Annotated in this window: 18 protein-coding genes; 13 read left to right on the top strand and 5 right to left on the bottom strand. The window is 71.6% G+C overall.

Annotated elements, in window-relative coordinates:
• Positions 1-65: 65 nt before the first annotated feature.
• Both pncA and EIM48_RS04695 read right to left on the bottom strand, forming a co-directional pair.
• Complete coding sequence (pncA, locus tag EIM48_RS04700; protein WP_125111154.1) at positions 66-686, bottom strand: bifunctional nicotinamidase/pyrazinamidase; 621 nt, start codon at positions 684-686, stop codon at positions 66-68.
• 87 nt (positions 687-773) lie between these two features.
• On the bottom strand, positions 774-1,661 hold the full coding sequence (locus tag EIM48_RS04695; RefSeq protein ID WP_233581639.1) for a fructose bisphosphate aldolase: 888 nt from the start codon (positions 1,659-1,661) through the stop codon (positions 774-776).
• Positions 1,662-1,835: 174 nt separating this feature from the next.
• Here EIM48_RS04695 and EIM48_RS04690 point away from each other — a divergent pair, with 174 nt between their 5' ends.
• From EIM48_RS04690 to bktB, 10 genes are all read left to right on the top strand, one after another.
• Entirely contained in the window at positions 1,836-2,690 is an 855-nt protein-coding gene (locus tag EIM48_RS04690) for an NAD-dependent protein deacetylase (RefSeq protein ID WP_019399352.1), read from the top strand.
• A 99-nt stretch (positions 2,691-2,789) separates the two neighbouring features.
• Complete coding sequence (locus tag EIM48_RS04685; RefSeq protein ID WP_028914324.1) at positions 2,790-3,884, top strand: NADH:flavin oxidoreductase/NADH oxidase; 1,095 nt, start codon at positions 2,790-2,792, stop codon at positions 3,882-3,884.
• A 63-nt stretch (positions 3,885-3,947) separates the two neighbouring features.
• Entirely contained in the window at positions 3,948-4,799 is an 852-nt protein-coding gene (purU, locus tag EIM48_RS04680; RefSeq protein ID WP_028914325.1) for a formyltetrahydrofolate deformylase, read from the top strand.
• Between the two features lie 332 nt (positions 4,800-5,131).
• The gene (locus EIM48_RS04675; RefSeq protein WP_198006223.1) at positions 5,132-7,390 is read left to right on the top strand and encodes a TonB-dependent receptor; all 2,259 of its coding nucleotides are present in this window, start codon (positions 5,132-5,134) and stop codon (positions 7,388-7,390) included.
• Positions 7,390-8,712, top strand: a complete 1,323-nt coding sequence (locus EIM48_RS04670; protein WP_019399348.1) for an MFS transporter — start codon at positions 7,390-7,392, stop codon at positions 8,710-8,712. Before EIM48_RS04675 ends, EIM48_RS04670 begins: the two co-directional genes overlap by 1 nt.
• Positions 8,709-10,361, top strand: coding sequence for a carboxylesterase family protein (locus tag EIM48_RS04665; protein WP_233581626.1), 1,653 nt, complete (start codon positions 8,709-8,711; stop codon positions 10,359-10,361). Before EIM48_RS04670 ends, EIM48_RS04665 begins: the two co-directional genes overlap by 4 nt.
• Entirely contained in the window at positions 10,352-11,971 is a 1,620-nt protein-coding gene (locus EIM48_RS04660; protein ID WP_125111152.1) for an AMP-binding protein, read from the top strand. Before EIM48_RS04665 ends, EIM48_RS04660 begins: the two co-directional genes overlap by 10 nt.
• Before the next feature lie 144 nt (positions 11,972-12,115).
• Positions 12,116-12,757 carry a TetR/AcrR family transcriptional regulator gene (locus tag EIM48_RS04650; RefSeq protein WP_037034191.1) on the top strand — a complete coding sequence of 214 codons (642 nt, stop codon included), beginning with the start codon at positions 12,116-12,118 and terminating at the stop codon, positions 12,755-12,757.
• Between the two features lie 49 nt (positions 12,758-12,806).
• A complete protein-coding gene (locus EIM48_RS04645; protein ID WP_028914330.1) occupies positions 12,807-13,694 on the top strand; it encodes an SDR family NAD(P)-dependent oxidoreductase in 888 nt (295 codons plus the stop codon).
• A gap of 15 nt (positions 13,695-13,709) precedes the next feature.
• Positions 13,710-14,888 carry a beta-ketothiolase BktB gene (gene bktB, locus EIM48_RS04640; RefSeq protein ID WP_019399343.1) on the top strand — a complete coding sequence of 393 codons (1,179 nt, stop codon included), beginning with the start codon at positions 13,710-13,712 and terminating at the stop codon, positions 14,886-14,888.
• 151 nt (positions 14,889-15,039) lie between these two features.
• On the opposite strand, the gene EIM48_RS04635 is transcribed toward bktB, so the two are convergent.
• From EIM48_RS04635 to EIM48_RS04625, 3 genes are all read right to left on the bottom strand, one after another.
• Positions 15,040-15,825 carry a TSUP family transporter gene (locus EIM48_RS04635; RefSeq protein WP_028914332.1) on the bottom strand — a complete coding sequence of 262 codons (786 nt, stop codon included), beginning with the start codon at positions 15,823-15,825 and terminating at the stop codon, positions 15,040-15,042.
• A gap of 79 nt (positions 15,826-15,904) precedes the next feature.
• Positions 15,905-17,635, bottom strand: coding sequence for an ExeM/NucH family extracellular endonuclease (locus tag EIM48_RS04630; protein WP_125111151.1), 1,731 nt, complete (start codon positions 17,633-17,635; stop codon positions 15,905-15,907).
• A gap of 76 nt (positions 17,636-17,711) precedes the next feature.
• Positions 17,712-18,227, bottom strand: a complete 516-nt coding sequence (locus EIM48_RS04625) for a c-type cytochrome (protein ID WP_019399340.1) — start codon at positions 18,225-18,227, stop codon at positions 17,712-17,714.
• A 404-nt stretch (positions 18,228-18,631) separates the two neighbouring features.
• Between EIM48_RS04625 and EIM48_RS04620 the strand changes: the two genes are divergently transcribed.
• The 3 genes from EIM48_RS04620 to EIM48_RS04610 all read left to right on the top strand — a co-directional run bounded on the left by EIM48_RS04620 (position 18,632) and on the right by EIM48_RS04610 (position 24,233).
• A complete protein-coding gene (locus EIM48_RS04620; protein WP_019399339.1) occupies positions 18,632-21,220 on the top strand; it encodes a glycoside hydrolase family 3 protein in 2,589 nt (862 codons plus the stop codon).
• A 383-nt stretch (positions 21,221-21,603) separates the two neighbouring features.
• Positions 21,604-23,169, top strand: coding sequence for a sodium/sugar symporter (locus EIM48_RS04615; RefSeq protein WP_019399338.1), 1,566 nt, complete (start codon positions 21,604-21,606; stop codon positions 23,167-23,169).
• Positions 23,166-24,233 carry a LacI family DNA-binding transcriptional regulator gene (locus EIM48_RS04610; RefSeq protein ID WP_019399337.1) on the top strand — a complete coding sequence of 356 codons (1,068 nt, stop codon included), beginning with the start codon at positions 23,166-23,168 and terminating at the stop codon, positions 24,231-24,233. Before EIM48_RS04615 ends, EIM48_RS04610 begins: the two co-directional genes overlap by 4 nt.
• Positions 24,234-24,236 lie beyond the last annotated feature (3 nt).

Here is a 24,236-nt window from a genome sequence, read left to right as displayed (position 1 = left end):
CCCTCGCGGCCTTCCAGGCAGGAAGACGCCGGCTTCGCGCCGGCGTTTTCCTTTGTGGCGCGGCCTCAGCCGAGGGCGATCCCGGCCGCTTCCAGCGCGCTGCGGGTCGGCGCGTCGCCGTCCGGGGCCACCGGCCGGGTCAGCTCCCACAGGAAGCGGACGCGGAAGCCGGCGGCTGCCGCGTCCTGCGCGGTCCACAGCACGCAGTAGTCGCGCGCCAGGCCGCATACGTGCACCTCGTCGATGCCGCGTTCGCGCAGCCAGCCGGCCAGGCCGGTGGCCGGGCGGCTGCCGCCGGGGCCATGGTTCTCGCGGAAGCCGCTGTACGAATCCACCTGCGGCCGGGTGCCCTTGCGCAGCACCAGGTCGGCTGCGTTCCAGTCCACCCGCGGGTCCAGCGCGGCGCCGGGCGTGCCCTGCACGCAGTGGTCCGGCCACAGGGTCTGTGGCTGGCCGTGCAGTTCGACCTGCTCGAACGCTTGGCGACCGGGATGGGCGCTGGCGAAGGAAGCGTGCCCGCGCGGGTGCCAGTCCTGGGTGGCGACCACGGTGCGGTAGCTGCGCGAGCGCAGCAGCGCATCGATGGCCGGGACGATGGCATCGCCCTCGTGGCAGGGCAGGGCGCCGCCGGGCATGAAGTCCGGCTGCAGGTCGACGACGATCAGGGCGGTGGTGTCGGGATGCATCACGGGGAACCGGGCCTGCCGCGGCATGCGGCGGGCCTGCAATGATGCCGCGGATGCCCCGCGCGGGGCATCCGCCCGCGCGCGGCCTCAGGCGATCGAGGCGCGGTAGATCGACTCGATCGAGGCATCGAGGGCCTGGTTGAACTCCTCGTCGCACTGCTGCGCGCCCAGGCCCTCGGTCAGGGCGCGGCTGAAGCTGGCGATCACGCCCGGGTTGCGGGCGAGCCTGGCGTTGGCCTCCTCGCGGCTGTAGCCGCCGGACAGGGCCACGACCTTCAGCACCGACGGATGCTCCACCAGCTCGGCGAAATAGCCATCGAGGCTGGGCAGGGTCAGTTTGAGCATCACCGGGGTGGAGGCGTCGATCGTGTCCAGGCGCTGCAGCAGGCCGCGCTTGAGCTCGGCCTCGATCGCCTCCTTGTCGGCGGCCTTGATGTCCACCTCCGGCTCGACGATCGGCACCAGCCCGGCGGCCAGTACCTTGCGCGCCAGCTCGAACTGCTGGTCCAGCACCGCGGCGATGCCGGCGGGGTTGTTGGCCTTGATCACCGAGCGCTCCTTGGTGCCGAACACGCCCTTGGCCTTGGCCCGCGCCAGCAGCTCTTCAAGCCCGGGGATCGGCTTCATCAGCTGCACGCCGCCGTCCTCGGCCTCCAGGCCCTTGTCGATCTTCAGGAACGGCACCACCTGCTTGCGCTCCCACAGGAAGCGCGCCGCCTCCTCGCCGGCGAAGCGGTCGTCCAGGGTGCGCTCGAACAGGATGGCACCGAGGATGCGCCTGCCGTCGAAGGCCGGGCTGGTGACGATGCGCTCGCGCATGCGGTGCACCAGGGCGAACATCTCGGCTTCGTTGGCGTAGGCCGACTCGTCGATGCCGTACAGCTTCAACGCCTTGGGTGTACTGCCGCCGCTCTGGTCGAGCGCGGCGATGAAACCCTGGCCTGAAGCAATGCGGTCACGCTGTTCGCGGTTGATGGTCACGGCTGTTCCCTTGGCTAGGTTCGGGGGCCGACGATCTTAGCCGCCGGCCCGTAAGCGCGACGTGCCGCCGGCGCCAGACAACGCTGTCAGCGCGGCGCCTGCACACCGACATGTGGGCGATCTCGTGCAACATGTCCGCCCGCGCCAAGCCTTCCGCCGCCGTCCCCGATGTCCGTCCAGGCCGCCACCGCCCCACCCCCCGCCGCCGCGGCACAGGCCGCGCTGGCCGCGTTCCTCGCCCGCCACCGCCGCCTGTTCGTGCTCACCGGCGCCGGGATCAGCACCGGTTCCGGCATCCCCGACTACCGCGACGCCGACGGCGCCTGGAAGCGCACGCCGCCGATCACCCTGCAGGCCTTCACCGGCGACGGCCACACCCGCCGCCGTTACTGGGCTCGTAGCCTGGCCGGCTGGGCGCCGTTCGCCGCGGCCCGGCCCAATGCCGCCCACCACGCCCTGGCGGAACTGCAGCGCAAGGGCCGGGTCGCCCGGCTGCTGACCCAGAACGTGGACGGCCTGCACCAGCGCGCCGGCAGCACCGGGGTGATCGACCTGCACGGGCGCCTGGACCACGTGGCGTGCCTGGGTTGCGGCCTGCGCCTGCCGCGCGCCGGCTTCCAGCAGCAGCTGCTGGCGTGCAATCCCGGCTGGGACGCGCACCTGGCCGCGGTGGCGCCGGACGGCGACGCCGACCTGGAAGGCGTGGACTTCGCCGCCTTCCAGGTGCCGGACTGCCCGGCCTGCGGCGGCATGCTCAAGCCGGACGTGGTGTTCTTCGGCGAGAGCGTGCCCCGCGCCCGGGTCGAGGAGGCCACCGCCGCCTTGCACGACAGCGACGCGCTGCTGGTGGTCGGCTCCTCGCTGATGGTCTGGTCCGGCTTCCGCTTCGCGCGGATGGCGGCCGAGGCCGGCATCCCCCTGGCCATCCTCAACCGCGGCCGCACCCGCGCCGACGGGCTGGAGGCGGCCAGGCTGGAAGCCGACTGCGCCCGGGTCCTGCCGGAGCTGGTCGCCGCGTTGTGAGGCGGCGGTGCGGATCGCGCGACGCTGCGATCCGGCCACGGCCTTGCAGCGCCACCGCGGTGGGGCTGCAATGCGGGGCCCACCGGTAACCGCCTCGCCATGAGCCAGCTGTTCACCCCGCTCCACCTCGGTCCCCTGCAACTGCGCAACCGCATCGTGGTCGCGCCCATGTGCCAGTACTCGGCGCACGACGGCGTGGCCTCGGACTGGCACCACATCCACCTCGGCAACCTGGCCCTGTCCGGCGCCGGCCTGCTGATCCTGGAAGCGACCGCGGTGCAGGCCAACGGCCGCATCACCCATGCCGACCTGGGCCTGTGGAACGACGACCAGGAGGCGGCGCTGGCCGCGCTGCTGGCCTCGCTGCGGCGCTGGTCGCCGATGCCGCTGGGCATCCAGCTGGCGCATGCCGGACGCAAGGCCTCCACCGCGCGGCCGTGGGAGGGCGGCGGCCCGATCGCCGCCGGCGAGCCGGGCGGCTGGACCACGGTGGCCCCTTCCGCCCTGCCGTATGCCGGAGACCACCCCCTGCCGCAGGCGCTGGACGCGGCCGGCATCGATGCCCTGGTCGAGGCCTTCGTGGCCTCGGCGTGCCGCGCCGCGCGCCTCGGCCTGGACCTGGTCGAGCTGCACGCCGCGCACGGCTACCTGCTGCACCAGTTCCTGTCGCCGCTGAGCAACCACCGCGACGACGCCTACGGCGGCAGCCTGGAGAACCGCATGCGCCTTCCGCTGCGGGTGTTCGATGCAGTGCGCGCGGCACTGCCGGAGCAGGTGGCGCTGGGCATGCGCATCTCCGCCAGCGACTGGGTCGAGGGCGGCTGGGACCTGGAGCAGAGCATCGTCCTGGCGCGGGAACTGGACGCGCGCCGCTGCCACTTCATCCACGTCTCCAGCGGCGGCCTGGATCCGCGCCAGCAGATCGCCGTGGGACCGGGCTACCAGGTGCCGTTCGCCGCGGCGATCCGCGGCCAGGTCCGCATGCCGGTGATCGCGGTGGGCCTGATCACCGAAGCGCGCCAGGCCGAGGCCATCGTCGCCGGTGGCCAGGCCGATGCCGTGGCCCTGGCCCGCGGCATGCTCTACGACCCGCGCTGGCCCTGGCATGCCGCCGCCGAGCTGGGGGCGAAGGTGCACGCACCGCCGCAGTACCTGCGCTGCGAGCCGCACGGGGCGCGCGGCCTGTTCGGCTGAGGCGGCGGTAACAGCTGCAACCGCCGCGCGCGCCGGCCGTGGCTCGCATACCATGGCCGGCCTATGCGCCACGACTACATCCTCGCCCTCTCCTGCCCGGACCGTACCGGCATCGTCTACCGCGTTTCCGGCCTGCTGTTCGGCCAGGGCTGCAACATCCTCGACGCCCAGCAGTTCGGCGACGAGGAGACCGGCCGCTTCTTCCTGCGCGTGCACTTCGACCTGCCCGCGCCGGAGGCGTACCCGGCCCTGATCGAGCGCTTCGGCCACCTGGCGGCGGAATTCGGCATGGACTGGCAGGTGCACGACGCGCGCCGCCGCGCGCGGTTGCTGGTGCTGGTCAGCAAGCAGGGCCACTGCCTCAACGACCTGCTGTTCCGCGCCCACAGCGGCCAGCTCAACGTGGACATCGCCGCGGTGGTCTCCAACCACCCCGACTTCGCCGCGCTCTCCGCCTCCTACGGCGTGCCGTTCCACCACCTGCCGGTGGACAACGGGAACCGCCCGCGGCAGGAGCAGGCGATCCTGGACCTGGTCGAGCGCGAACGGGTCGACCTGGTGGTGCTGGCGCGCTACATGCAGATCCTCTCGCCGCGCATGTGCGAGGCGCTGGCCGGGCGCGCGATCAACATCCACCACAGCTTCCTGCCCAGCTTCAAGGGCGCCCAGCCCTACCACCAGGCGCACGCGCGCGGGGTCAAGATCATCGGCGCCACCGCGCACTACGTGACCCCGGACCTGGACGAGGGCCCGATCATCGAGCAGGACGTGGCCCGGGTGGACCACGCCATGACCCCGCGCGACCTGATCCGCGTCGGCAGCGACATCGAATCGCAGGTGCTGGCACGTGCGGTGCGCCGCCACGTCGAGCACCGCATCCTGCTCAACGGCCACAAGACCGTCGTCTTCCGCTGAAGCCAGCGCAGCCTTCCTGGCGCCGGCAGGGGCGCCGTTCCGTGCGGGCGTCGCCGGCATGCACCGCAGCTATTCCGTGGGCCATCCCGTACGCATGCGTGCGTACCGGGCGCGCCTGCGCGGGCGCTACCGGACGCCTGCGGATTGTCGCAGTGCAGAAGCAAGCTCCTGATCCGAAAGCGGTTTCCGGACCAGAAAAAATATTCACACAACCGTGAGTGAGTGTTGACAGCGCCGTTTCCGCCTTGCAGTATCCGGGCACGCTTTCGTGCTTAACCGGCAATCCTTGGGAGGGGATCCGCATGGCAAGTCGTCTGGTCGCGTCCGCATACGTGGCAACGTTGCTCGCCTTACCTGTTTCCGCCCTGGCGCAGGCCACCGGCCAGGCGCTGGAATCGCGGTCCCAGCCTGGCGGCGCCCAGGAACTGGACGCCATCGTGGTCACCGCGACCCGCCGCAGCGAGAAGCTGCAGGACGTGCCGCTGAGCGTGACCGTGCTCGGCCAGGAACAGCTCGATGCCAAGGGCATCGTCGGCTACGAGGGCCTGGCCCATGAAACCCCGGGCGTGGTGCTCAACCGCCCCAGTGCGAACTTCAACAACTTCACCGCGCGCGGCATCGCCACCAACGGCTACAACGCCAACCTGCAGAGCACGGTGGCGATCTACATCGACGAACTGCCGATCTCGGCCAATGGCAACTCGACCGTGCTCGACCCGAGCCTGTACGACGTCGAGCGCATCGAGTTCCTGCGCGGCCCGCAGGGCACGCTGTTCGGCTCCGGCTCGCTGGCCGGCGCGCTGCGCATCCTGACCCACGCGCCCGACCCCAACGCCTTCGACGCCTCGTTCCTGGCCGACGTCGGCGTCACCGGTTCCAGCTCGCTGCGCCAGCGCTACAACGCGATGGTCAACATCCCGCTGGCGCAGGACACCATGGCCCTGCGCGTGGTCGGCTTCTCGCGCAACGAGGACGGCTACATCGACAACCTCGGCACCGGCGTCAAGGACGCCAACGTGCTCAAGGCCTGGGGCGGCCGCGCCACCCTGCTGTGGGAGCCGACCGACCGCTTCTCCGCGCAGGTGCGCCTGTCGCGCGAGGAGAGCACGCCGGAGGATTCCTCGCTGACCAACCCGGACCTCGGCCGGGACAAGCGCTACTCCGACCGTCCCGACATGTTCAACGGGACGATGGACAACTACAACCTGACCCTGGACTACCAGTTCGACGGCGCCCACTTGACCAGCTCCTCGACCTGGTCGGACTACGACGCGGCGTTCAACGTGGACCTGGCCGGCACCTACGGCCAGGCCTTCGCGTTCGCCCTGGACGCGCCGTTCAACAGCAAGACCTTCGTCCAGGAAGTGCGCCTGGTGTCCGACACCGGTGGCCGGTTCGAGTGGGTGCTCGGCGGCTTCCACTTCAAGCGCGACCGCGACGTCTACTTCGGCTACCGCTCCAACGAGGAATTCCTGCAGCGCAGCGGCATCACCGGCCTGCCGGACGAGTACTACCTGCGCTTCCTCAGCACCGACGTGTCAAAGGAGCAGGCGCTGTTCGGCCAGCTGACCTACCACTTCAACGACGACTTCTGGGCCACCCTGGGCCTGCGCTACGGCAGCACCCAGGCCCAGGCCTTCACCGCCGCCGGCGGCTACAACAGCGACTACCTCACCCAGGCCTACCTGTACGCCTTCTTCGGCATCCCCGGCGGCCCGGTCACGATCACCCCGGTCGAGGCCGCCACCGGCGCGAAGGCCAAGGAAACCGGCCCGTCGTACCGGCTCAGCGCTTCCTGGCGCCCGGTGCCGTCGGTCACCACCTACGCTGCGGTCGCCACCGGCTTCCGCGCGCCGGTGGTCAATGCCCGCGCCGGATCGGTCAGCACCATCGACCCGGACGACCTGGTCATCCCCTACGGCGCCGACTCGGACAAGCTCATCAACTACGAGCTGGGCATGAAGGGCAGCTGGCTCGACGGCCGCCTGGCCGCCAACCTGGCGCTGTACTACGTCGACTGGAACGACATCCAGGTGCAGGCCAACCGCGTCTCCGACCAGGTCCAGTTCGCCACCAACATCGGTGGGGCCTACAGCCGTGGCCTGGAGTTCGAGCTGATGGCCATGCCGAACATGGACTGGACGATCGCACTGAACGGCTCGTTCAACCGCGCCCGGGTCGATGAACTGACCCCGCAGGAGGCCGCGATTTCCGGCACTGTCCTCGGCGCGCGGCTGGCCGCGCCGGAGTTCAGCGCCTCGCTGGTCACCAGCTACCGCTTCGACTTCATCCGCGGCTCGGAGGGCAATGCCTCGCTGGCGATCGTCCACGTCGGCGACTTCCCCGGACAGTTCCAGTACGTGCCCGGCCAGCCGGGCGTGGTCAGCCCGACCTTCGACTACACCGACGCGTACACCGTGGTGAACGCCAATGTCGCCGCCGCGTTCGACAAGTACACGGTGGGCCTGTACGTGGAGAACCTGTTCGACGACCGCTCGGTCACCTACGTGCATCCGGAGGCGTTCCTCGACGGCCGCTACGCGCTGGTGCGGCCGCGCACCGTCGGCGTGCGCGTGGGGTACCGGTTCTGATGGCCGCGCTTCCGGCCAGCCAGGCGATGCCCGGCGCGCAGCACGCGCGACCGGGCGCGCGGGCATGGATCGTGCTGGCGATCCTGTGCCTGGTTTACGTGCTGAACTTCCTCGACAGGCAGCTGCTGTCGATCCTGGCCAAGCCCATCCAGGACGAACTGGGGGTCACCGACTCCCAGCTCGGCCTGATCGGCGGCCTGTACTTCGCGATGTTCTACTGCATCCTGGCGATCCCGGTCGGCTGGCTGGCCGACCGCACCAACCGGGTGCGGGTGCTGGCGTTCTCCTGCGCGTTGTGGAGCGCGGCCACCGCCGCCTGCGGCATGGCCTCCTCGTATCCGCAGCTGGCGCTGGCGCGGATGACCGTCGGCGTGGGCGAGGCCGGCGGCGTGCCGCCGTCCTACGCGATCATTTCCGACTATTTCCCGCCGGGCATGCGCGGCACCGCGCTGAGCCTGTTCAACCTCGGCCCGCCGATAGGCCAGGCCTTGGGCGTGGCCTTCGGCGCCTCGATCGCCGCGGCCTACTCCTGGCGCCTGGCGTTCATCTGGGTCGGCGTGGTCGGGGTGGTGACCGCGCTGGTGGTGTGGCTGGTGGTGCGCGAGCCGCGCAAGGGCGGACTGGATGCCGCGCCCGGAGCGGTGGCTGCCGCCGCCGAGCCGGCTCCGCCGTTCTGGCGCACCTGCCGCGAGTACTTCGCCAACCCGGTGCTGCGCGGCATGGCCCTGGCCTGCGGCGCAACCCAGTTCATCACCTACGCCGTGCTCAACTTCACCGTGCTGTTCCTGATGCGCGAGAAGGGCATGGCGCTGGAGCAGGTGGCGGTGTGGTACGCGCTGGTGATCGGCACCGGCATCTGCGCCGGCATGTTCGCCTCGGGCCGCCTGATCGACCGTCTGTCACGGAAGTCGAAGACCGCCTACGCCTACCTGCCGGCCGCCGGCCTCGCCCTTGCGATGCCGCTGTTCGCCCTGTTCGTGTGGGCCGACCGCTGGCCGCTGGCGCTGGCCTTCCTGTTGCTGCCGACCGGACTGAACTACTTCTACCTGTCGCCGGCGGTGACCCTGGTGCAGGAGGAAGTGCGACCGAACCAGCGCGTGCTCTCCGGCGCGCTGCTGCTGCTGGTGATGAACCTGATCGGCCTGGGCCTCGGCCCGGCCTACCTGGGCATGGCCAGCGACTTCTTCCGTGCCAGCCACCCGGACAACTCGCTGCAGATGGCGTTCTACACCCTGATCCCGTTCTACCTGCTGGCGGTGGGCATGTTCCTGCGGCTGGCGCGCACCATCCGACTCCAGGCTTCGCAGGAGACCACCCCGTGACCCGATCCACCTTCCGCTCTCTGGTCGTGTCCGCGGTCCTGGGCTGTGCCGCGCTTCCGGGTGCGGCGTGGTCCCAGGGGCCGGTCGTCCACGCCCCCGTCGGCGCGCTCCGGGGCGAGGCGCTCGACGGCGGCATCCATGCCTTCCTTGGCATTCCCTACGCCGAGCCGCCGGTGAAGCAGCTGCGCTGGCGCGCGCCGGTGCCAGCCAAACCCTGGAAGGGCACCCGCGAGGCCACCCGCTTCGGCCCGGCCTGCGTGCAGCCGCCGCCGCGCCCCGGCAGCATCTACTCGCCAGGCGAGGCCCTGCCGACCAGCGAGGACTGCCTGTCGCTCAACGTCTGGGCGCCGGCCGAGGCGAAGGACGCGCCGGTGTTCGTGTGGATCCACGGCGGTTCGCTGGTCGCCGGCTCCAGCCGCGAGCCGATGTACGACGGCGCGCGCCTGGCCGCGCAGGGCATGGTGGTGGTGAGCATCAACTACCGCCTTGGCGTGCTCGGCTACCTGGCCCATCCGGACCTGAGCGCCGAGTCGGCAGACGGCGTGTCCGGAAACTACGGCCTGCTCGACCAGATCGAGGCGCTGCGCTGGGTCCAGCGCAACATTGCCGCGTTCGGCGGCGATCCGGGCAACGTCACCATCGCCGGCGAGTCGGCCGGCGCGCTGAGCGTGATGTACCTGATGGCCGCACCGCCGGCGCGCGGCCTGTTCCACAAGGCCATCGCCCAGAGTGCGTACATGATCACCACGCCGGCGCTGCGCGAGGCCGTGCATGGCATGCCCGCGGCCGAGGAGTCGGGCCTGGAGCTGGGCCGCAAGCTCGGCGTGCGCGGCCTGCCGCGGCTCCGTGCCATGGACCCGCAGGAGCTGACGGTGAAGGCGGCGATGTCCGGTTTCCTGCCGTTCGGCAACGTCGACGGCAAGGTGCTGCCGGCGCAGCTGGTCGAGGTCTTCGACCGCGGCGAGCAGGCGCCGGTGCCAATCCTGGCCGGCTTCAACGAGGGCGAGATCCGCTCGCTGCGCTTCCTGCTGCCGCCGAAGCCGGCCGATGCCGCGGCCTACGAGGCGGCGATCCGCGCCGCCTACGGCGACCTGGCCGAGGCGATGCTCGACCGTTATCCGGCGACCGATCTCGACGCGGCGATGCTCGCCACCACCCGCGACGCGATGTACGGCTGGACCGCCGAGCGGCTGGTGCGCAAGCAGGCCGAGCTGGGCCTGCCGTCGTACCTGTACTACTTCAACCACGGCTACCCGGCCGCCGACGAAGCCGGCCTGCACGCATTCCACGCCGCCGAGCTGCCGTACGTGTTCGCCAGGCACGACCGCACCCCGCCGCAGTGGCCGAAGGCACCGGACTCCGACGGCGAGCGGGCGCTGACCGCGGCGATGTCGGGCTACTGGGCCTCGTTCGCGCGCAGCGGGCAGCCGGTCGCCGCCGGCCAGCCGGCGTGGCAGCCCTATGGCCAGGCGCGCGCCTACATGGCCTTCGACGGCGCGCCGGTGCCGGGCGAAAAGCTGATGCCGGGCATGTACGAACTCGTGGAGCAGGTGGTGTGCCGCCGCCGCGCGCAGGGCGGCCAGCCCTGGCACTGGAACGTCGGCATCGCCGCGCCGCCGCTGCCCGCCGGAGTGCCTGGATGTCCGTGATCCATGGCCAGATGCAGGCCTGGGCGCTGACCATCGACAGGTTCCTGGAGCATGGTGCCAAGTGGCACGCCGGGGTCGAGGTGGTCACCGTGGCCGAGGATGGAAGCACGGCGCGCGTCGGCTACGCGGACCTGCAGCGTCGCAGCCGCGAAGTCTCGGAACTGCTGGCCGGGATGGGCGTCGGTCGCGGCGACGTGGTCGCCACCCTGGCCTGGAACACCCAGTCGCACATGGAGACCTGGTACGCGGTGATGGGCATGGGCGCGGTCTGCCAGACGCTCAACCCGCGCGTGTCCGAGGCACACCTGGCGACGATGCTGGAACAGTCCGGCGCGCGCGTGCTGGTCGCCGCCGCCGACCTGGCGCCGCTGGCGCGGGCCATCGCCACGCGCGCCGGGTCGGTCGAACGGATCCTGTCGATCGATGGCACGGCCGTGGCGGACGATGCTGCGCCGGCGATCGAACCACTGGAGCGCCTGCTCGACGCGGGATCCGGTGCGCCGCGCAAGCCGGCCGGATGGGGCGGCTTCGACGAACGCCTGCCTTGCGGCCTGTGTTTCACCTCCGGCACCACCGGCGCGCCGAAGGGCGTGACCTACACCCATCGCGGCGTGTTCCTGCATACGCTTCGTGCACTGCAGGCCGACACCATGGCGCTGTCGCAGCGCGACAGCGTGCTGCTGGCCGTTCCTATGTTCCATGCAAACGCCTGGGGCGTGCCGTTCGCCGCGCCGGCGGTGGGCGCGAAGCTGGTGCTGCCGGGTCGCCATCTCGATGGCGCCCGCCTCGCCAGGCTGATCCGCGACGAGGACGTCACCGTGGCGATCGGCGTGGCCACCGTGTGGCTGGGCCTGGTCGACCATCTCGATGCGCACGGCGGCGAGGTGCCCTCGCTGAAGCGGATCCTCGTCGGCGGCGCGCCGATGGCACCGGCGCTGATGCAGCGCATCGAGCAGCGCCTGGGGGCGGTGGTGCAGACCAGCTGGGGCATGACCGAGCTGTCGCCCACCGGCACCGTCGCCCTGCCCGACGATCCCGGGCGCGCCCCGCACCTGTCCGGGCGCCCGGCGCTGGGCATCGACCTGCTGCTGACCGACGCCGACGGCGTACCGCTGCCGCAGCAGCGCGGCTGCGAGGGGCACCTGCGCGTGCGCGGGGCCAGCGTGGTCTACCGCTATTTCGGCCAGCTCGAACCGGCGGTGGACGCCGATGGCTGGTTCCCCACCGGCGACCTGGCGCGCATCGACGAGCATGGCAACCTGGTCATCACCGGTCGCGCCAAGGACCTGATCAAGTCCGGCGGGGAGTGGATCAACCCGGCCGAGATCGAGGAGATCGTCGGCCGGCTCCCGGGCGTGTCGTTGGCCGCGGTGATCGGGCGGGCGCACCCGAAGTGGGGCGAGCGCCCGGTGCTGCTGGTGGAGATGCGCGCCGACGCGGACACCACCGACAACGAGCTGCTGGACGCGCTGCGCGGCGCGGTGCCCTCGTGGTGGATGCCGGATGAGATCATCCGGGTGGAACGGATGCCTTTGGCAGCGACCGGCAAAATTGACAAAATGCGGCTGAGGGCCGAATTCGGCGGCGCACAATGGCGACGGGAGGCGTGATGTCTCCGGCCAGCGCATATGCCGGGCGGCATTGGAGGCTGCAGGGTGCCAAAGGCGACGACGTCCGGATCCCGGCGGGGTGGTGCGAAGAAGGCCGGCACCACCCGGACCGCGCGCACCACCAAGGCGGCCCAGCGCGCGGAGATGACCGAACAGATCCTCGACGCGGCCGAACACCTGTTCTCCCGCGACGGGCTGTACGGCGTCACGCTGAAGGACGTGGCCGAGCGCGTGGGCGTGCACCACACCCTGGTCAACTATTACTTCAAGGACAAGCAGACGCTGTTCGACGCGGTGATCGCGCGTCGCGCCGGCGTCACCAGCAGCGCGCGCATGCAGGCGCTGGACGCCTACGAGGAAGCCTGCAAGGGCAAGCCCACGGTGGAAGGCGCGTTGCGCGCGTTCCTGGACACCGACCTGGACCTGTACAGCCAGGGCGGCGAGGCGTGGAAGAACTACGGTGCGCTCGGCGCGCTGATGTCCAACACCCGCCACGGCGGCGAGCTGATGGACCAGCACTTCGACCCGGTGGTGCTGCGCCTGATCGGCCTGCTCAAGCGCGCGCTGCCGGAAGCGGCCGAGGAGGACATCTTCTGGGGTTACCACTTCGTCACTGGCGCGCTGATGCTCACCCTGGCGCGCACGGGGCGCATCGACCGCCTCTCCGGCGGCCTGTGCCGCTCGGACGACTACGAAGCGGTGAAGGCGCGCATGGCGAAGTTCATGGCCGCCGGCTTCAAGACCATCTGCAAACCGCGGAACGGAACGCGTTCGAAACCCGGCTGAGCGCCGGTGCGCTCCCGTTCCGTGCCTCACGACAAACGGGAGTTCGATGATGCCACTGAAGGGAAGGACAGCGATCGTCACCGGTGCCGGCGGCGGCCTGGGTCGCCAACATGCGCTCTACCTGGCGCGCAAGGGCGCGAAGGTCCTGGTCAACGACCTGGGTCTGGAGGCCGCCGAGGCGGTCGCCGCGGAGATCCGCGCGGCCGGCGGCGAGGCGATGGCGGTGGCAGCTTCGGTGACCGACGAAGCCGCGGTCGCGGCGATGGTGCAGCGCGCGCATGACGCATGGGGCCGCATCGACATCCTCATCAGCAACGCCGGCATCCTGCGCGACAAGAGCTTCGCCAAGATGGACCTGGACGACTTCCGCCTGGTGGTGGACGTGCACCTGATGGGCGCGGCGATCTGCTGCAAGGCGGTGTGGGAGGTGATGCGCGGGCAGAAATTCGGCCGCATCGTCCTGACCACCTCGTCCAGCGGCCTGTACGGCAACTTCGGCCAGGCCAACTACGGCGCGGCGAAGATGGCGCTGGTCGGGCTGATGCAGACGCTCGCCATCGAGGGCGCCAAGTACGGGATCAAGGCCAACTGCCTGGCGCCGACCGCGTACACGCGGATGATGGAAGGCATCCTGCCGCAGGAGCAGCTGGACGTGCTGGATCCGGCGCTGGTCAGCCCGGCGCTGCTGCCGCTGGTGGTCGACGACGCGCCGACCCGCGCGATCGTCTGCGCCGGTGCCGGGCATTTCGCCCGCGCCTACGTGACCCTGACCGAGGGCCGCCATCTCGGTGGTGGCGACGACGCCGGCGAGCGGCTGATGGCGTCGTGGGACGCGGTGTCCGATCCCGGCGGCCAGGTCGTGCCCGACTACGGCTTCACCCAGGCCGAGCGCGAGGTCGCCAGCGCGCTGCGCGCCAGGTCCGGCGTGCCCGCCTGAACCCGGGGGATCGCCATGACCGACGTGTTCCTTGTCTCGGCCGTGCGCACGGCCATCGGCGCGTTCGGCGGCAGCCTGCGCGACGTGCCGCCGTCCGTGCTGGGCGCGGTGACCGCGCGCGAGGCGATCGCCCGCGCGGGTATCGATCCGTCCGCGATCGGCCACGCGGTATACGGGCAGGTGCTGCCCAGCGAGCCGGCCGATGCCTACCTGGCGCGGGTGGTCGCGGTGAACGCGGGCGTGCCGGTGGCGGCGCCGGCGTTCACGGTGAACCGGTTGTGCGGCTCGGGCCTGCAGGCGATCGTGTCGGCGGCCCAGTCGCTGCTGCTCGGCGACTGCGAGGTGGCGCTGGCCGGCGGCGCGGAGTCGATGAGCCGGGTGCCGTTCCACGTGCCCAGCCAGCGCTGGGGGCGCAAGCTCGGCGACGCGGTGATGGTGGACGCGCTCAACGAGGGCCTGAAGGACCCATTCGACAAGGTGCTGATGGGCATCACCGCGGAGAACGTGGCCGAGCGCCACGGCATCGACCGCGGGAGGCAGGACGCGCTGGCGCTGGAGAGCCACCGGCGCGCGGCGCGGGCGATCGCGGAGGGACGCTTCGAGGGCCAGATCGTGCCGGTGGAGGTGGGACGTCGAGGCAGGGAGACGGAGTTCCGCGTGGACGAGCATGTGCGCGCTGGCGTCACCGCCGGCGACCTGGCCGGCCTGCGGCCGGTGTTCAAGGCCGACGGCACGGTGACGGCTGGCAATGCCTCGGGCATCAACGATGGCGCGGCCTCGGTGGTGCTGGCCACGGGCGAGGCGGTGCAGCGGCACGGGCTGAAACCGCTGGCCCGGTTGGTCGCCTACGCGCACGCGGGCGTGGAGCCCATGTACATGGGCATGGGCCCGGTGCCGGCGACCCGCGCCGCGCTGGCGCGCGCAGGGCTGCAGGTCGGGGACCTCGACGTGGTCGAGTCCAACGAGGCCTTTGCCGCGCAGGCCTGCGCGGTCGCCGATGCGCTGGGCCTCGATCCGGAGAAGACCAATCCCAACGGCAGCGGCATCTCGCTCGGTCACCCGGTCGGTGCGACCGGCGCGATCATCACGGTGAAGCTGGTGCACGAGCTGCACCGCACCGGCGGCCGTTACGGCCTGGCGACGATGTGCATCGGCGGCGGCCAGGGCATCGCCGCGATCTTCGAGCGGGTCTAGGCGAGGGGAGGCCACATGCCGTCGCCACGCGACGGCATGCGGGGCAAGGCCGCAAACAGCGGCAGCAATACCCGCGCGCGACCGCGGCCCGTGGCGTGCGTTCGGGGCGTGGCTTCGTTCCTTTCCTCTCCCATCCCGGGGAGAGGGGGCTTCAGAACCCCACCCACTCCCGCAACGGATTGGTCGGATCCGCCAGCAGCCGCAACGCCAGCAGCAGCGACACCGTCACCAGCAGCGGCTTGATCACCTTCGCACCCTGGCGCATGGCGAAGCGCGAGCCCAGGCGTGCGCCCAGCACCTGGCCGGCGCCCATCACCAGGCCGACCTTCCACAGCACCGCGCCGGACCCAACGAACACCGCGAACGCGCCCAGGTTGGAGCCGAAGTTGAGGAACTTGGTGTGGGCGGTGGCCTTGAGGATGCCGAACCCCGCCAGGCCGACGAAGCCCAGCATCAGGAACGAACCGGTGCCCGGGCCGAACACCCCGTCGTAGAAGCCGATCACCGGCACGAAGGTGAGGGCGAAGGCCTTCTCGCTGATGCGTCGATGCCGCTCCACCGCGCCGACGTCCGGCTTGAGCCAGAAGTACAGGGCGATGCCGAACAGCAGCAGCGGCAGCACCGCGCGCAGCCAGCTCCCGGGGACCACCGTCGCAAGCAGCGCCCCGGCGACTGCGCCTGCGGCCGCGGTGAGCGCCATCGGCAGCTGCGCGCGCAGGTCGACGTGGCCATGGCGGGCATAGCTCCAGCTGGCCGTGCCGGCGCCGAACAGCGACTGCAGCTTGTTGGTACCCAGCGCCTGCAGCGGCGGGATGCCCGCCAGCAGCATCGCCGGGATGGTGACCATGCCGCCGCCGCCGGCGATGGAATCGATGAAGCCGGCCAGCAGGCCGGCGAGGAACAGCAGCAGCAACAGCTGCAGGGCAAGCTCGGGCATGGGACGCGGGGCCTCGGCGCGGATGGGCCGGCAGGGCGGGCATTGTAGGCGCTGCCTGGAGGGTGCCCGCGGCCGATGGTTACAGGTCGAAGCCCAGCAGCAGCGGGTCGTGGTCCGAGCTGCGCCACGGGCCGGGCTCGTTGCGCCCGGCGTAGCCGGCGTCGTCCGGCTCGTCGGCGTTGACGTGCCACTCGGCCGCCCCGCGCAGCGCCGGCGCCAGCGCCGGGCTCAGCAGGGCGTGGTCGAGGCGCCCGCTGAGGCCGTCGTACACGTAGCTGTACGGCCTTTCGACCCTGGCCGCGGCGAACGCGTCCACCCAGCCCTCGCCATGCAGCCAGTGCAGCGGATCTTCCATGGCATAGGCGTTGAAATCGCCCAGAAGCACGATGCGCCGGGCGCGGCTGCCGGCCGGCACGGTTTGCAGCCAGGCATGCAGGCGCCGCGCCGATTCGGTGCGCAGCGCGTTCCAGCAGCCCTGGCCGTCGCCCTGGTCGGCGTCGGCGCCGGTCGCTTCGCTGCAGCCCTTGGACTTGAAGTGGTTGGCGACCACGACCAGGTCGCGCTTGCCGCCCTTGCGCACGAAGGCCTGGGCCAGCGGCACCCGGCTGCGCGCGCCGAACGGGCCGCCTTCCAGCACCGCCGGGGCGCCGCGCGGCTCGACCCGGTCGGCGCGGTAGATCAGGCCGACGCGGATGCTGTCGCTGCCGGGGCCGCGGCCGGGGTCGACGAAGCGCCACTGCGCGCCACCGGCGTTGAGCGCGTCCACCAGCTGGGCGATGCTCGAGTCCGGCCCGTAGCCGTCGTTCTCCAGTTCCATCAGCGCGGCGATGTCCGGGTCCAGGCCGTGCACGGTGGCCACCAGCTTGGCCAGCTGCGCCTGCATCGCCGCGTGGGTCTTCGCCCCGCGCGGGGTGGGGAAGCCGCCGCCGCGGCCGTCGCCGTTGAACAGGTTCTCCAGGTTGAACGCCGCCACCTTGAGCGTGCCGGGCACGCGCGGCGGCTGCGGGCGCGGCGCCGCCTGCAGCTGCAGCGGACGCTCGACCTGGATCCGCCAGCTGCCGTGGCGGCGCTCGAGGATGCCTTCCACGCCGTGCACCACGCTGCCCACGCGCGGGGTGGTGGCACCGCCGAGGTACGCGATCGTGGCCGGGTTGCGCTGGCTGCTGCCATCGTCCAGCAGCAGCCGCTGGCGGGCGTTGGCCGCGGCCAGGCGGGCGTGCTCGGGGGTGCCGGGCAGGGCCAGCTCGCTGGGCTGCCACTGGCGTCCGGCGAAACTCACGGTCAGTTCGCCGTAGCGCTCCAGGGCGTGGGTACCGGTCACCGTCAGCGGCGCCTCGATGCGCACGCGCATGCCCTGCAGCGGTTCCCAGCGTTGCGGCAGCGCGGCCAGGCGCACCGGCTCCACCGGGATGGCGGCGCGGCAGGGGCCGATCCGCGCCGGCGCCAGCGCGCGCAGGCGGTCGGCACCGGCGCGCAGCTCCACCAGTTCGCCGCTGACCTGGCAATGCATGCCCGGGCCGAAGCCCGGCGGCACCTCCGCGTCGGCGTCGGCCTGGACCAGCAGCGCGTCGGGGGTGTCCGGGTCGCCGTCGCCGGCGTCCTGCAGGTAGAAGCCACCCAGCCCGGCGCGGAAATCGGCGCTGACCACGCCCTCGACCTGCACCGGGGCCGCCTCGGCCCCGCCGCGGTGCAGGCTGCCGATGGCGACCGTGGCCGGCGCCTCGGCCAGCGCCAGCGCGGGCGCGGCCAGCAGCAGCGGGGCGAGCAGGAAGCGGGCGTGGCGGCCCGGCATGGAACGGCAGTACTGCATGGGGATCCTTGGCCGCGGGGGCCGCAAACGAGGACGCCGCCCGGGGGCGGCGTCCTTGGTGGTTCGCGTGCTGCGCTTACTTGAGGTTGTCGAGCATCCAGTCGACCGTGGCCTGGACCTGCTCGTCGGTCAGCGCGGGGTTGCCGCCCTTGGGGGGCATCACGCCGGCGCTGCCGGTGAAGCCCTCGATGGCGTGCTTGTACAGCGTGTCCTTGCCCTGGGCGATGCGCGAGGCCCACGCGCCCTGGGACAGGGTCGGGGCACCGCCGACGCCGCCGCTGTGGCAGGCACCGCACAGGTTCTGGAAGATCACCGAACCGTCGGTGGTGCCGCCGTAGGCGACCTGCGAGGCGGCGGCGGCCGCGGCAGCCGCGGCGGCGGCGGCCTGGGCGGCGGCGCCGGTGTCGCCGGCGTAGACCGCGCCGACCGGCGCGATGCGCTCCTGGGTGCGGGCGGCGGCCGAGGGCGAAACCTCCGGCGGGATGCGGCCGTGCAGGTGGGAAGCCAGCAGGATCAGGCCGAGGGTGATCAGGGCCAGCATGCCCAGCACCATCGAGAAACGCTTCAGGAATTCCAGGTCGTAGTTGCGCACTTCGCGTCCTATTGGCGAGCGGCCCGGGGCCGCAGCTGGCCGATTATAGGGACGGACGCGCCGGCTTCGGAAGCGCGGCGCCCCGCAGGGGGCCGCCGGATGGCCCGCAGGCGGCCCTGTGTCGCAATTTCCTGCTGCGCCGCAGCAGGAAGCGGTAACCCCGGCAACTGCCCCCGGACACCGCCGGCCCGGCGCGAATCGCCCTGCGGACGCGGGGTTGCGCAGCCCCGGCGCGGATGCGCGCCGGGGCCGGGCCGCCGCCGCCGCCGCGCCCGTCGCGGCTTGCTGCCGCGCGAATTGACAGCGCTGACAGTTTGGCCGGAGCCTCTGCGCCGACCGGTCCAGCCCTTCCGGAGGGCGGTTGCCGTCCGGGGCCCAGATAACGTCACCAGGGAGGAAGCACCTTGAGTAGCAAGCTTGCCGGCGCGCGCGCGCCGGGCGTCCGCATCGGTACCACACTGGCCACGGCGCTGGCCCTGGCCCTGCTGGCTGGCTGCGGCAAGAGCGAGGCCGACGCCGGCGCTCCGGCCGCCACCGCGGCCGCCGCCGACGGCAGCATCAACCCGGAGAACTGGCCGCAGGTCGAGTGGCCGCTGCAGGCCGACGCGGAGGTCGAGCAGAAGATCGACGCGCTGATGGCCAGCATGACCGTGGAGGAGAAGGTCGGCCAGATCATCCAGGGCGACATCGCCTCGATCACCCCGGACGACGTGCGCAAGTACCGCCTCGGCTCGATCCTCGCCGGCGGCAGCTCCGACCCGGGCGGCAAGTACAACGCCAGGCCGGAGGAGTGGCTGAAGCTGGCCGACGCTTTCTGGGAGGCGTCGATGGATACCTCCGGCGGTGGCAAGGCGATCCCGGTCATCTGGGGCATCGACGCCATGCACGGCCAGAGCAACGTGGTCGGCGCCACCCTGTTCCCGCACAACGTCGGCCTGGGCGCGACCCGCAACGTCGAGCTGCAGCGCCGGATCGGCGAGATCACCGCGATCGAGACCCGCACCACCGGCATGGAGTGGACCTTCGCCCCGACCGTGGCGGTGCCGCAGGACGTGCGCTGGGGCCGCGCCTACGAGGGCTACTCGGAGAACCCGGAGCTGGTGGCGCAGTTCGCCCGCGCCATGGTGGAAGGCCTGCAGGGCAAGGCCGGCGCGCCGGACTTCCTGGACGACCGCCACGTGATGGTCTCGGTCAAGCACTTCCTCGGCGATGGCGGCACCAGCAAGGGCCGCGACCAGGGCGACAACCTGGCCAGCGAGGCCGAGCTGCGCGACATCCACGCCGCCGGCTACGTCACCGCGATCAACGCCGGCGCGCAGGCGGTGATGGCCTCGTTCAACAGCTACCACGGCACCAAGCTGCACGGGCACAAGCCGCTGCTGACCGACGTGCTCAAGGGCCGCTTCAACTTCAACGGCTTCGTGGTCGGCGACTGGAACGGCCACGGCCAGGTCAAGGGCTGCAGCAACGACAACTGCCCGGCCACCTTCGCCGCCGGCCTGGACATGGCCATGGCCCCGGACAGCTGGAAGGGCATGTACGAATCCACCCTGGCCGCGGTCAAGGACGGCATCCTGCCGATGGAGCGGCTGGACGACGCCGTGCGCCGGATCCTGCGGGTGAAGTTCCTGATGGGCCTGTTCGACAAGCCCAAGCCCTCGCAGCGCGCGCTGGGCGGCAAGTTCGAGCTGCTGGGCGCGGCCGAGCACCGCGAGGTCGCGCGCCAGGCGGTGCGCGAGTCGCTGGTGCTGCTGAAGAACCAGGGCGGCCTGCTGCCGCTGTCGCCGAAGCAGCGCATCCTGGTGGCTGGCGACGGCGCCGACAACATGGCCAAGCAGGCCGGCGGCTGGACCCTCACCTGGCAGGGCTCCGGCACCACCCGCGCCGACTTCCCCAACGCCGACACCATCTGGGACGGCCTGCAGCGCGCGGTCAAGGCCGCCGGCGGCAGCGCCGAGCTGGCGGTGGACGGCAAGTACAAGGCCAAGCCCGACGTGGCCGTGGTGGTGTTCGGCGAAGAGCCGTACGCCGAGTTCCAGGGCGACATCGCCAACCTGCTGTACAAGCCGGGCAACGACGCCGACCTGGAGCTGATCAAGCGCCTGAAGGCCGACGGCATCCCGGTGGTGGCGGTGTTCCTCACCGGCCGCCCGCTGTGGATGAACCGCGAGATCAACGCCGCCGACGCCTTCGTGGTCGCCTGGCTGCCGGGTTCGGAAGGCGCGGGCGTGGCCGACGTGCTGCTGCGCAAGCCCGACGGCAGCGTCAACCACGACTTCAAGGGCAAGCTGAGCTTCTCCTGGCCGGCGCAGGCGGCCGAGGGCAACGTGCGCTCGCCGGACTACAAGGCGCTGTTCCCGTTCGGCCACGGCCTGACCTACGCCGACAAGGGCGACCTGGACCCGCTGCCGGAGGACTCCGGCATCGACGGCCTGCACGCCGCCCCGGGCGTGTACTTCGCCAACGCCATGCTGGCCCCGGGCCTGGCCATGCGCGTGGAGAACGCGCAGAACCACACCGCCCAGATCACCACGGTGCCGGCCGGCCTGCACGACGACAGCATCCGCGTCACCGCGGTCGACCACGAGCGCCAGGAGGACTCGCGCCGCCTCGCCTGGTCCGGCACGACCCCGGCCACGGTCTCGGTCTACGCCGAGCCGGCCGTGGACCTGTCGCGCGAGACCAACGGCGACCTGCTGCTGGTGCTGACCCTGCGTCCGGACCAGGTGCCGGCTGCCGGCAACGTCGGCCTCAGCGCCGGCCAGGGCCGGCCGGTGGCGTTGCGTGAGGCGCTGGCGAAGCTGCCGGCCGGGCAGTGGACCACGCTGGGCGTGCCGCTGAAGTGCCTGGCCCACGCCGGCGCCGACGTGTCCGCGCTGGACGTGCTGGCGCGCCTGCACAGTGACGCGGCGACCACGCTGTCGATCTCGCGCGTGGCGATCGGCGCGGTCAGCGAGGCCGAGCACATCGTCGACTGCCCGCGCGGCGAGTAAGGCGACACCCGGGGCCGGTGCCTGGCACCGGCCCCGCACGCGGCCACCGGCGGGCAGCCGGGGCCGATGTTTCGCGCAAAACTTTGCTGCAACGCAGTGGCCGCGGCGCCCTGCGCATGGCCTGGCCCAAGCAACCATGCGCCCCGCCGCGGCGGCCGCGGGCAGCCGCCAGGCCCGCACGGTGGCGCGTTTGACAGCGCTGCCGCGGCCACCGATAAGACAGCGCTGTCAGGCGTCGAGGGGAGGGCCGGTCCGCGCACCAGGGCGTACGCGGCCCGGAGGATGCCGGCGATCCGCCGGTGGCCCCGGTTCCACCTTCCGCGCCGGAGCTGCGCAATACGGCGGCCAGCCGCCGCCAGCCCAATGGATCTGGAGGAACCGGAGTGGAACTCGCGACGCTGGACATCGCCATCGTGCTCGCCTACCTGGCCGGCATCTTCATCCTCGCGCAGCTGGTTTCGCGCGAGAAAGCCGGCCACCAGAAGTCGGCCTCCGACTACTTCCTGGCCAGCAAGTCCCTGCCATGGTGGGCCATCGGCGCTTCGCTGATCGCGGCCAACATCTCCGCCGAACAGATCATCGGCATGTCCGGCTCCGGCTACGCGCTGGGCCTGGCGATCGCCTCCTACGAATGGATGGCCGCCGCCACGCTGCTGATCGTCGGCAAGTTCTTCCTGCCGGTGTTCCTGCGCAACAGGATCTACACCATGCCGCAGTTCCTCGAGGAACGGTACGGCACCCGCATCCGCACGCTCATGGCCGTGTTCTGGCTGGGCCTGTACGTGTTCGTGAACATCACCTCGATCCTGTGGCTGGGCGCGATCGCGGTGAACCAGGTCACCGGCATCGACCAGATGACCGCGGTGGTGCTGATCGGCGTGTTCGCGCTGGTGTACCAGCTGTACGGCGGGCTGAAGGCGGTGGCGCTGACCGACATCGTGCAGGTCACCCTGCTGGTGCTCGGCGGCCTGATGGTGACCGGCCTGACCCTGTCGCAGATCGGCGGCGGCGAGGGCATCCTCGCCGGCTTCCAGCGCCTGTGGGACGCGCACCCGGGCCACTTCGAGATGATCCTCGGTCCGGACAACCCGTTCTACAAGGACCTGCCCGGCATCAGCGTGCTGGTCGGCGGCATGTGGATCATGAACGTCAGCTACTGGGGCTTCAACCAGTACATCATCCAGCGCGCGCTGGCGGCCAAGGACCTGAAGGAAGCGCAGAAGGGCGTGCTGTTCGCCGCGTTCCTGAAGCTGCTGATGCCGGTGATCGTGGTGCTGCCGGGCATCGCCGCGGTGGTGCTGGCGCCGTCCCTGGACCGGCCCGACCAGGCCTATCCGACGATGATGCGACTGCTGCCCAGCGGCATCCTCGGCCTGGTGTTCGCCGCGCTGGTGGCGGCGATCGTGGCCTCGCTGGCGTCGAAGATCAATTCGGTGGCGACCATCTTCACCCTGGACTTCTACGCCAAGATGCGCCCGGACGCCGGCCAGCCGAAGCTGGTGCGGGTGGGGCGCATCGCCGCCGCGCTTTCGGTGCTCATCGGCATCCTCACCGCCAAGCCGCTGCTGGGCAGCTTCGACCAGGCCTTCCAGTACATCCAGGAATACACCGGCTTCTTCACCCCGGGCATCGTGGTGATCTTCGTGCTGGGCCTGTTCTGGAAGCGCGCCAACCAGGCCGGCGCGCTGGCCGCGGCGATCGGCTCGTTCGTGCTGTCGATCGTGCTCAAGCTGGCCTGGCCGGGGCTGCCGTTCATCGACCGCGTCGGCCTGGTGTTCCTGCTGGCGCTGGCGCTGGCGGTGGGCGTATCGCTTGCCACCGCGGCGCAGCGCGAGGGCAGCGACCTGATCCGCACCGACGACGTGGACTATTCGACCACCGCCGGGTTCAACATCGGCGCCCTCGGCGTGGTCGCCATCCTGGTGGCGCTGTACGCGACCTTCTGGTGAACGCGGGAGCGCACGACGGACGGCAGCAGGACCCGCGCCCGGGACCGGTCCCGGCGCGGGCCCGGATCGAGGACGTGGCCGCCGCGGCCGGCGTCTCGATGAAGACCGTCTCGCGCGTGCTCAACAACGAGCCGGGCGTGCGCGAGGCCACCCGGCTGCGCGTGCGCGAGGCGGTGGCGGCGCTCAACTACCGACCGGACCCGTCCGCGCGCAGCCTGGCCGGCAACCGCTCCTACCTGGTGGCGCTGCTTTACGACAATCCCTCGCCGAACTACCTGATGGAGGTGGTCACCGGCGTGGTCGATGCCTGCGAGGCGCACCACTACGGCATGGTCATGCAGCCGGTGGCGCACCGGGCGCCGGGCTGCGTGGAGGCGGTGGACGCGCTGCTGTCCGGCGCGCGCCTGGACGGGCTGATCCTGACCCCGCCACTGACCGACAGCGACGCCCTGCTGGACCGCCTGGACCAGCGCGGCATCCCGTTCGCCTGCATTTCCCCGTACAAGCGCGAGGGCCGCATCGGCGTGACCCTGGACGAGCACGACGCGGTGTGCGAGCTGGTGGCGCACCTGGTGGCGCTGGGCCACCGCCGCATCGGCCACGTGCGCGGGCATCCGGACCACGGCGCCAGCGAGTGGCGCCTGGCCGGCTACCGCACCGCGCTGCGCCGCGCCGGCCTGCGCTACGACCCGGAACTGGTGGTGCCGGGCGAGTTCTCGTTCGATTCCGGGCTGGAAGCGGGACGCCGCCTGCTGTCGCTGCAGCCGCGGCCCACCGCGATCTTCGCCGCCAACGACGACATGGCCGCCGGCGTGATGCGCGCGGCCAGCGAGATGGGCCTGCGGGTGCCTGCCCAGGTCTCGGTCTGCGGCTTCGACAACACGCCCATCGCCAAGCACATCTTCCCGCAGCTGACCACGGTGCAGCAGCCGACCCGGGACATGGCCCAGGTGGCGACCATGCAGCTGCTGGCGGCGATCCGCGACCGCGGCGCCGGCAGCATGGTGCACATGCCCTACGCGCTGCAGCTGCGCGATTCCACCGGGCCGGCCCCGCCCGACTGAGGC

Origin of the sequence: Pseudoxanthomonas sp. SGNA-20 (genome assembly GCF_003931635.1) — a bacterium.
In the GTDB taxonomy this organism is placed as follows: Bacteria; Pseudomonadota; Gammaproteobacteria; order Xanthomonadales; family Xanthomonadaceae; genus Pseudoxanthomonas.
The sequence above is the reverse complement of the archived record's forward strand: the minus strand, read 5'-3'. Positions and strand labels throughout refer to the sequence as shown.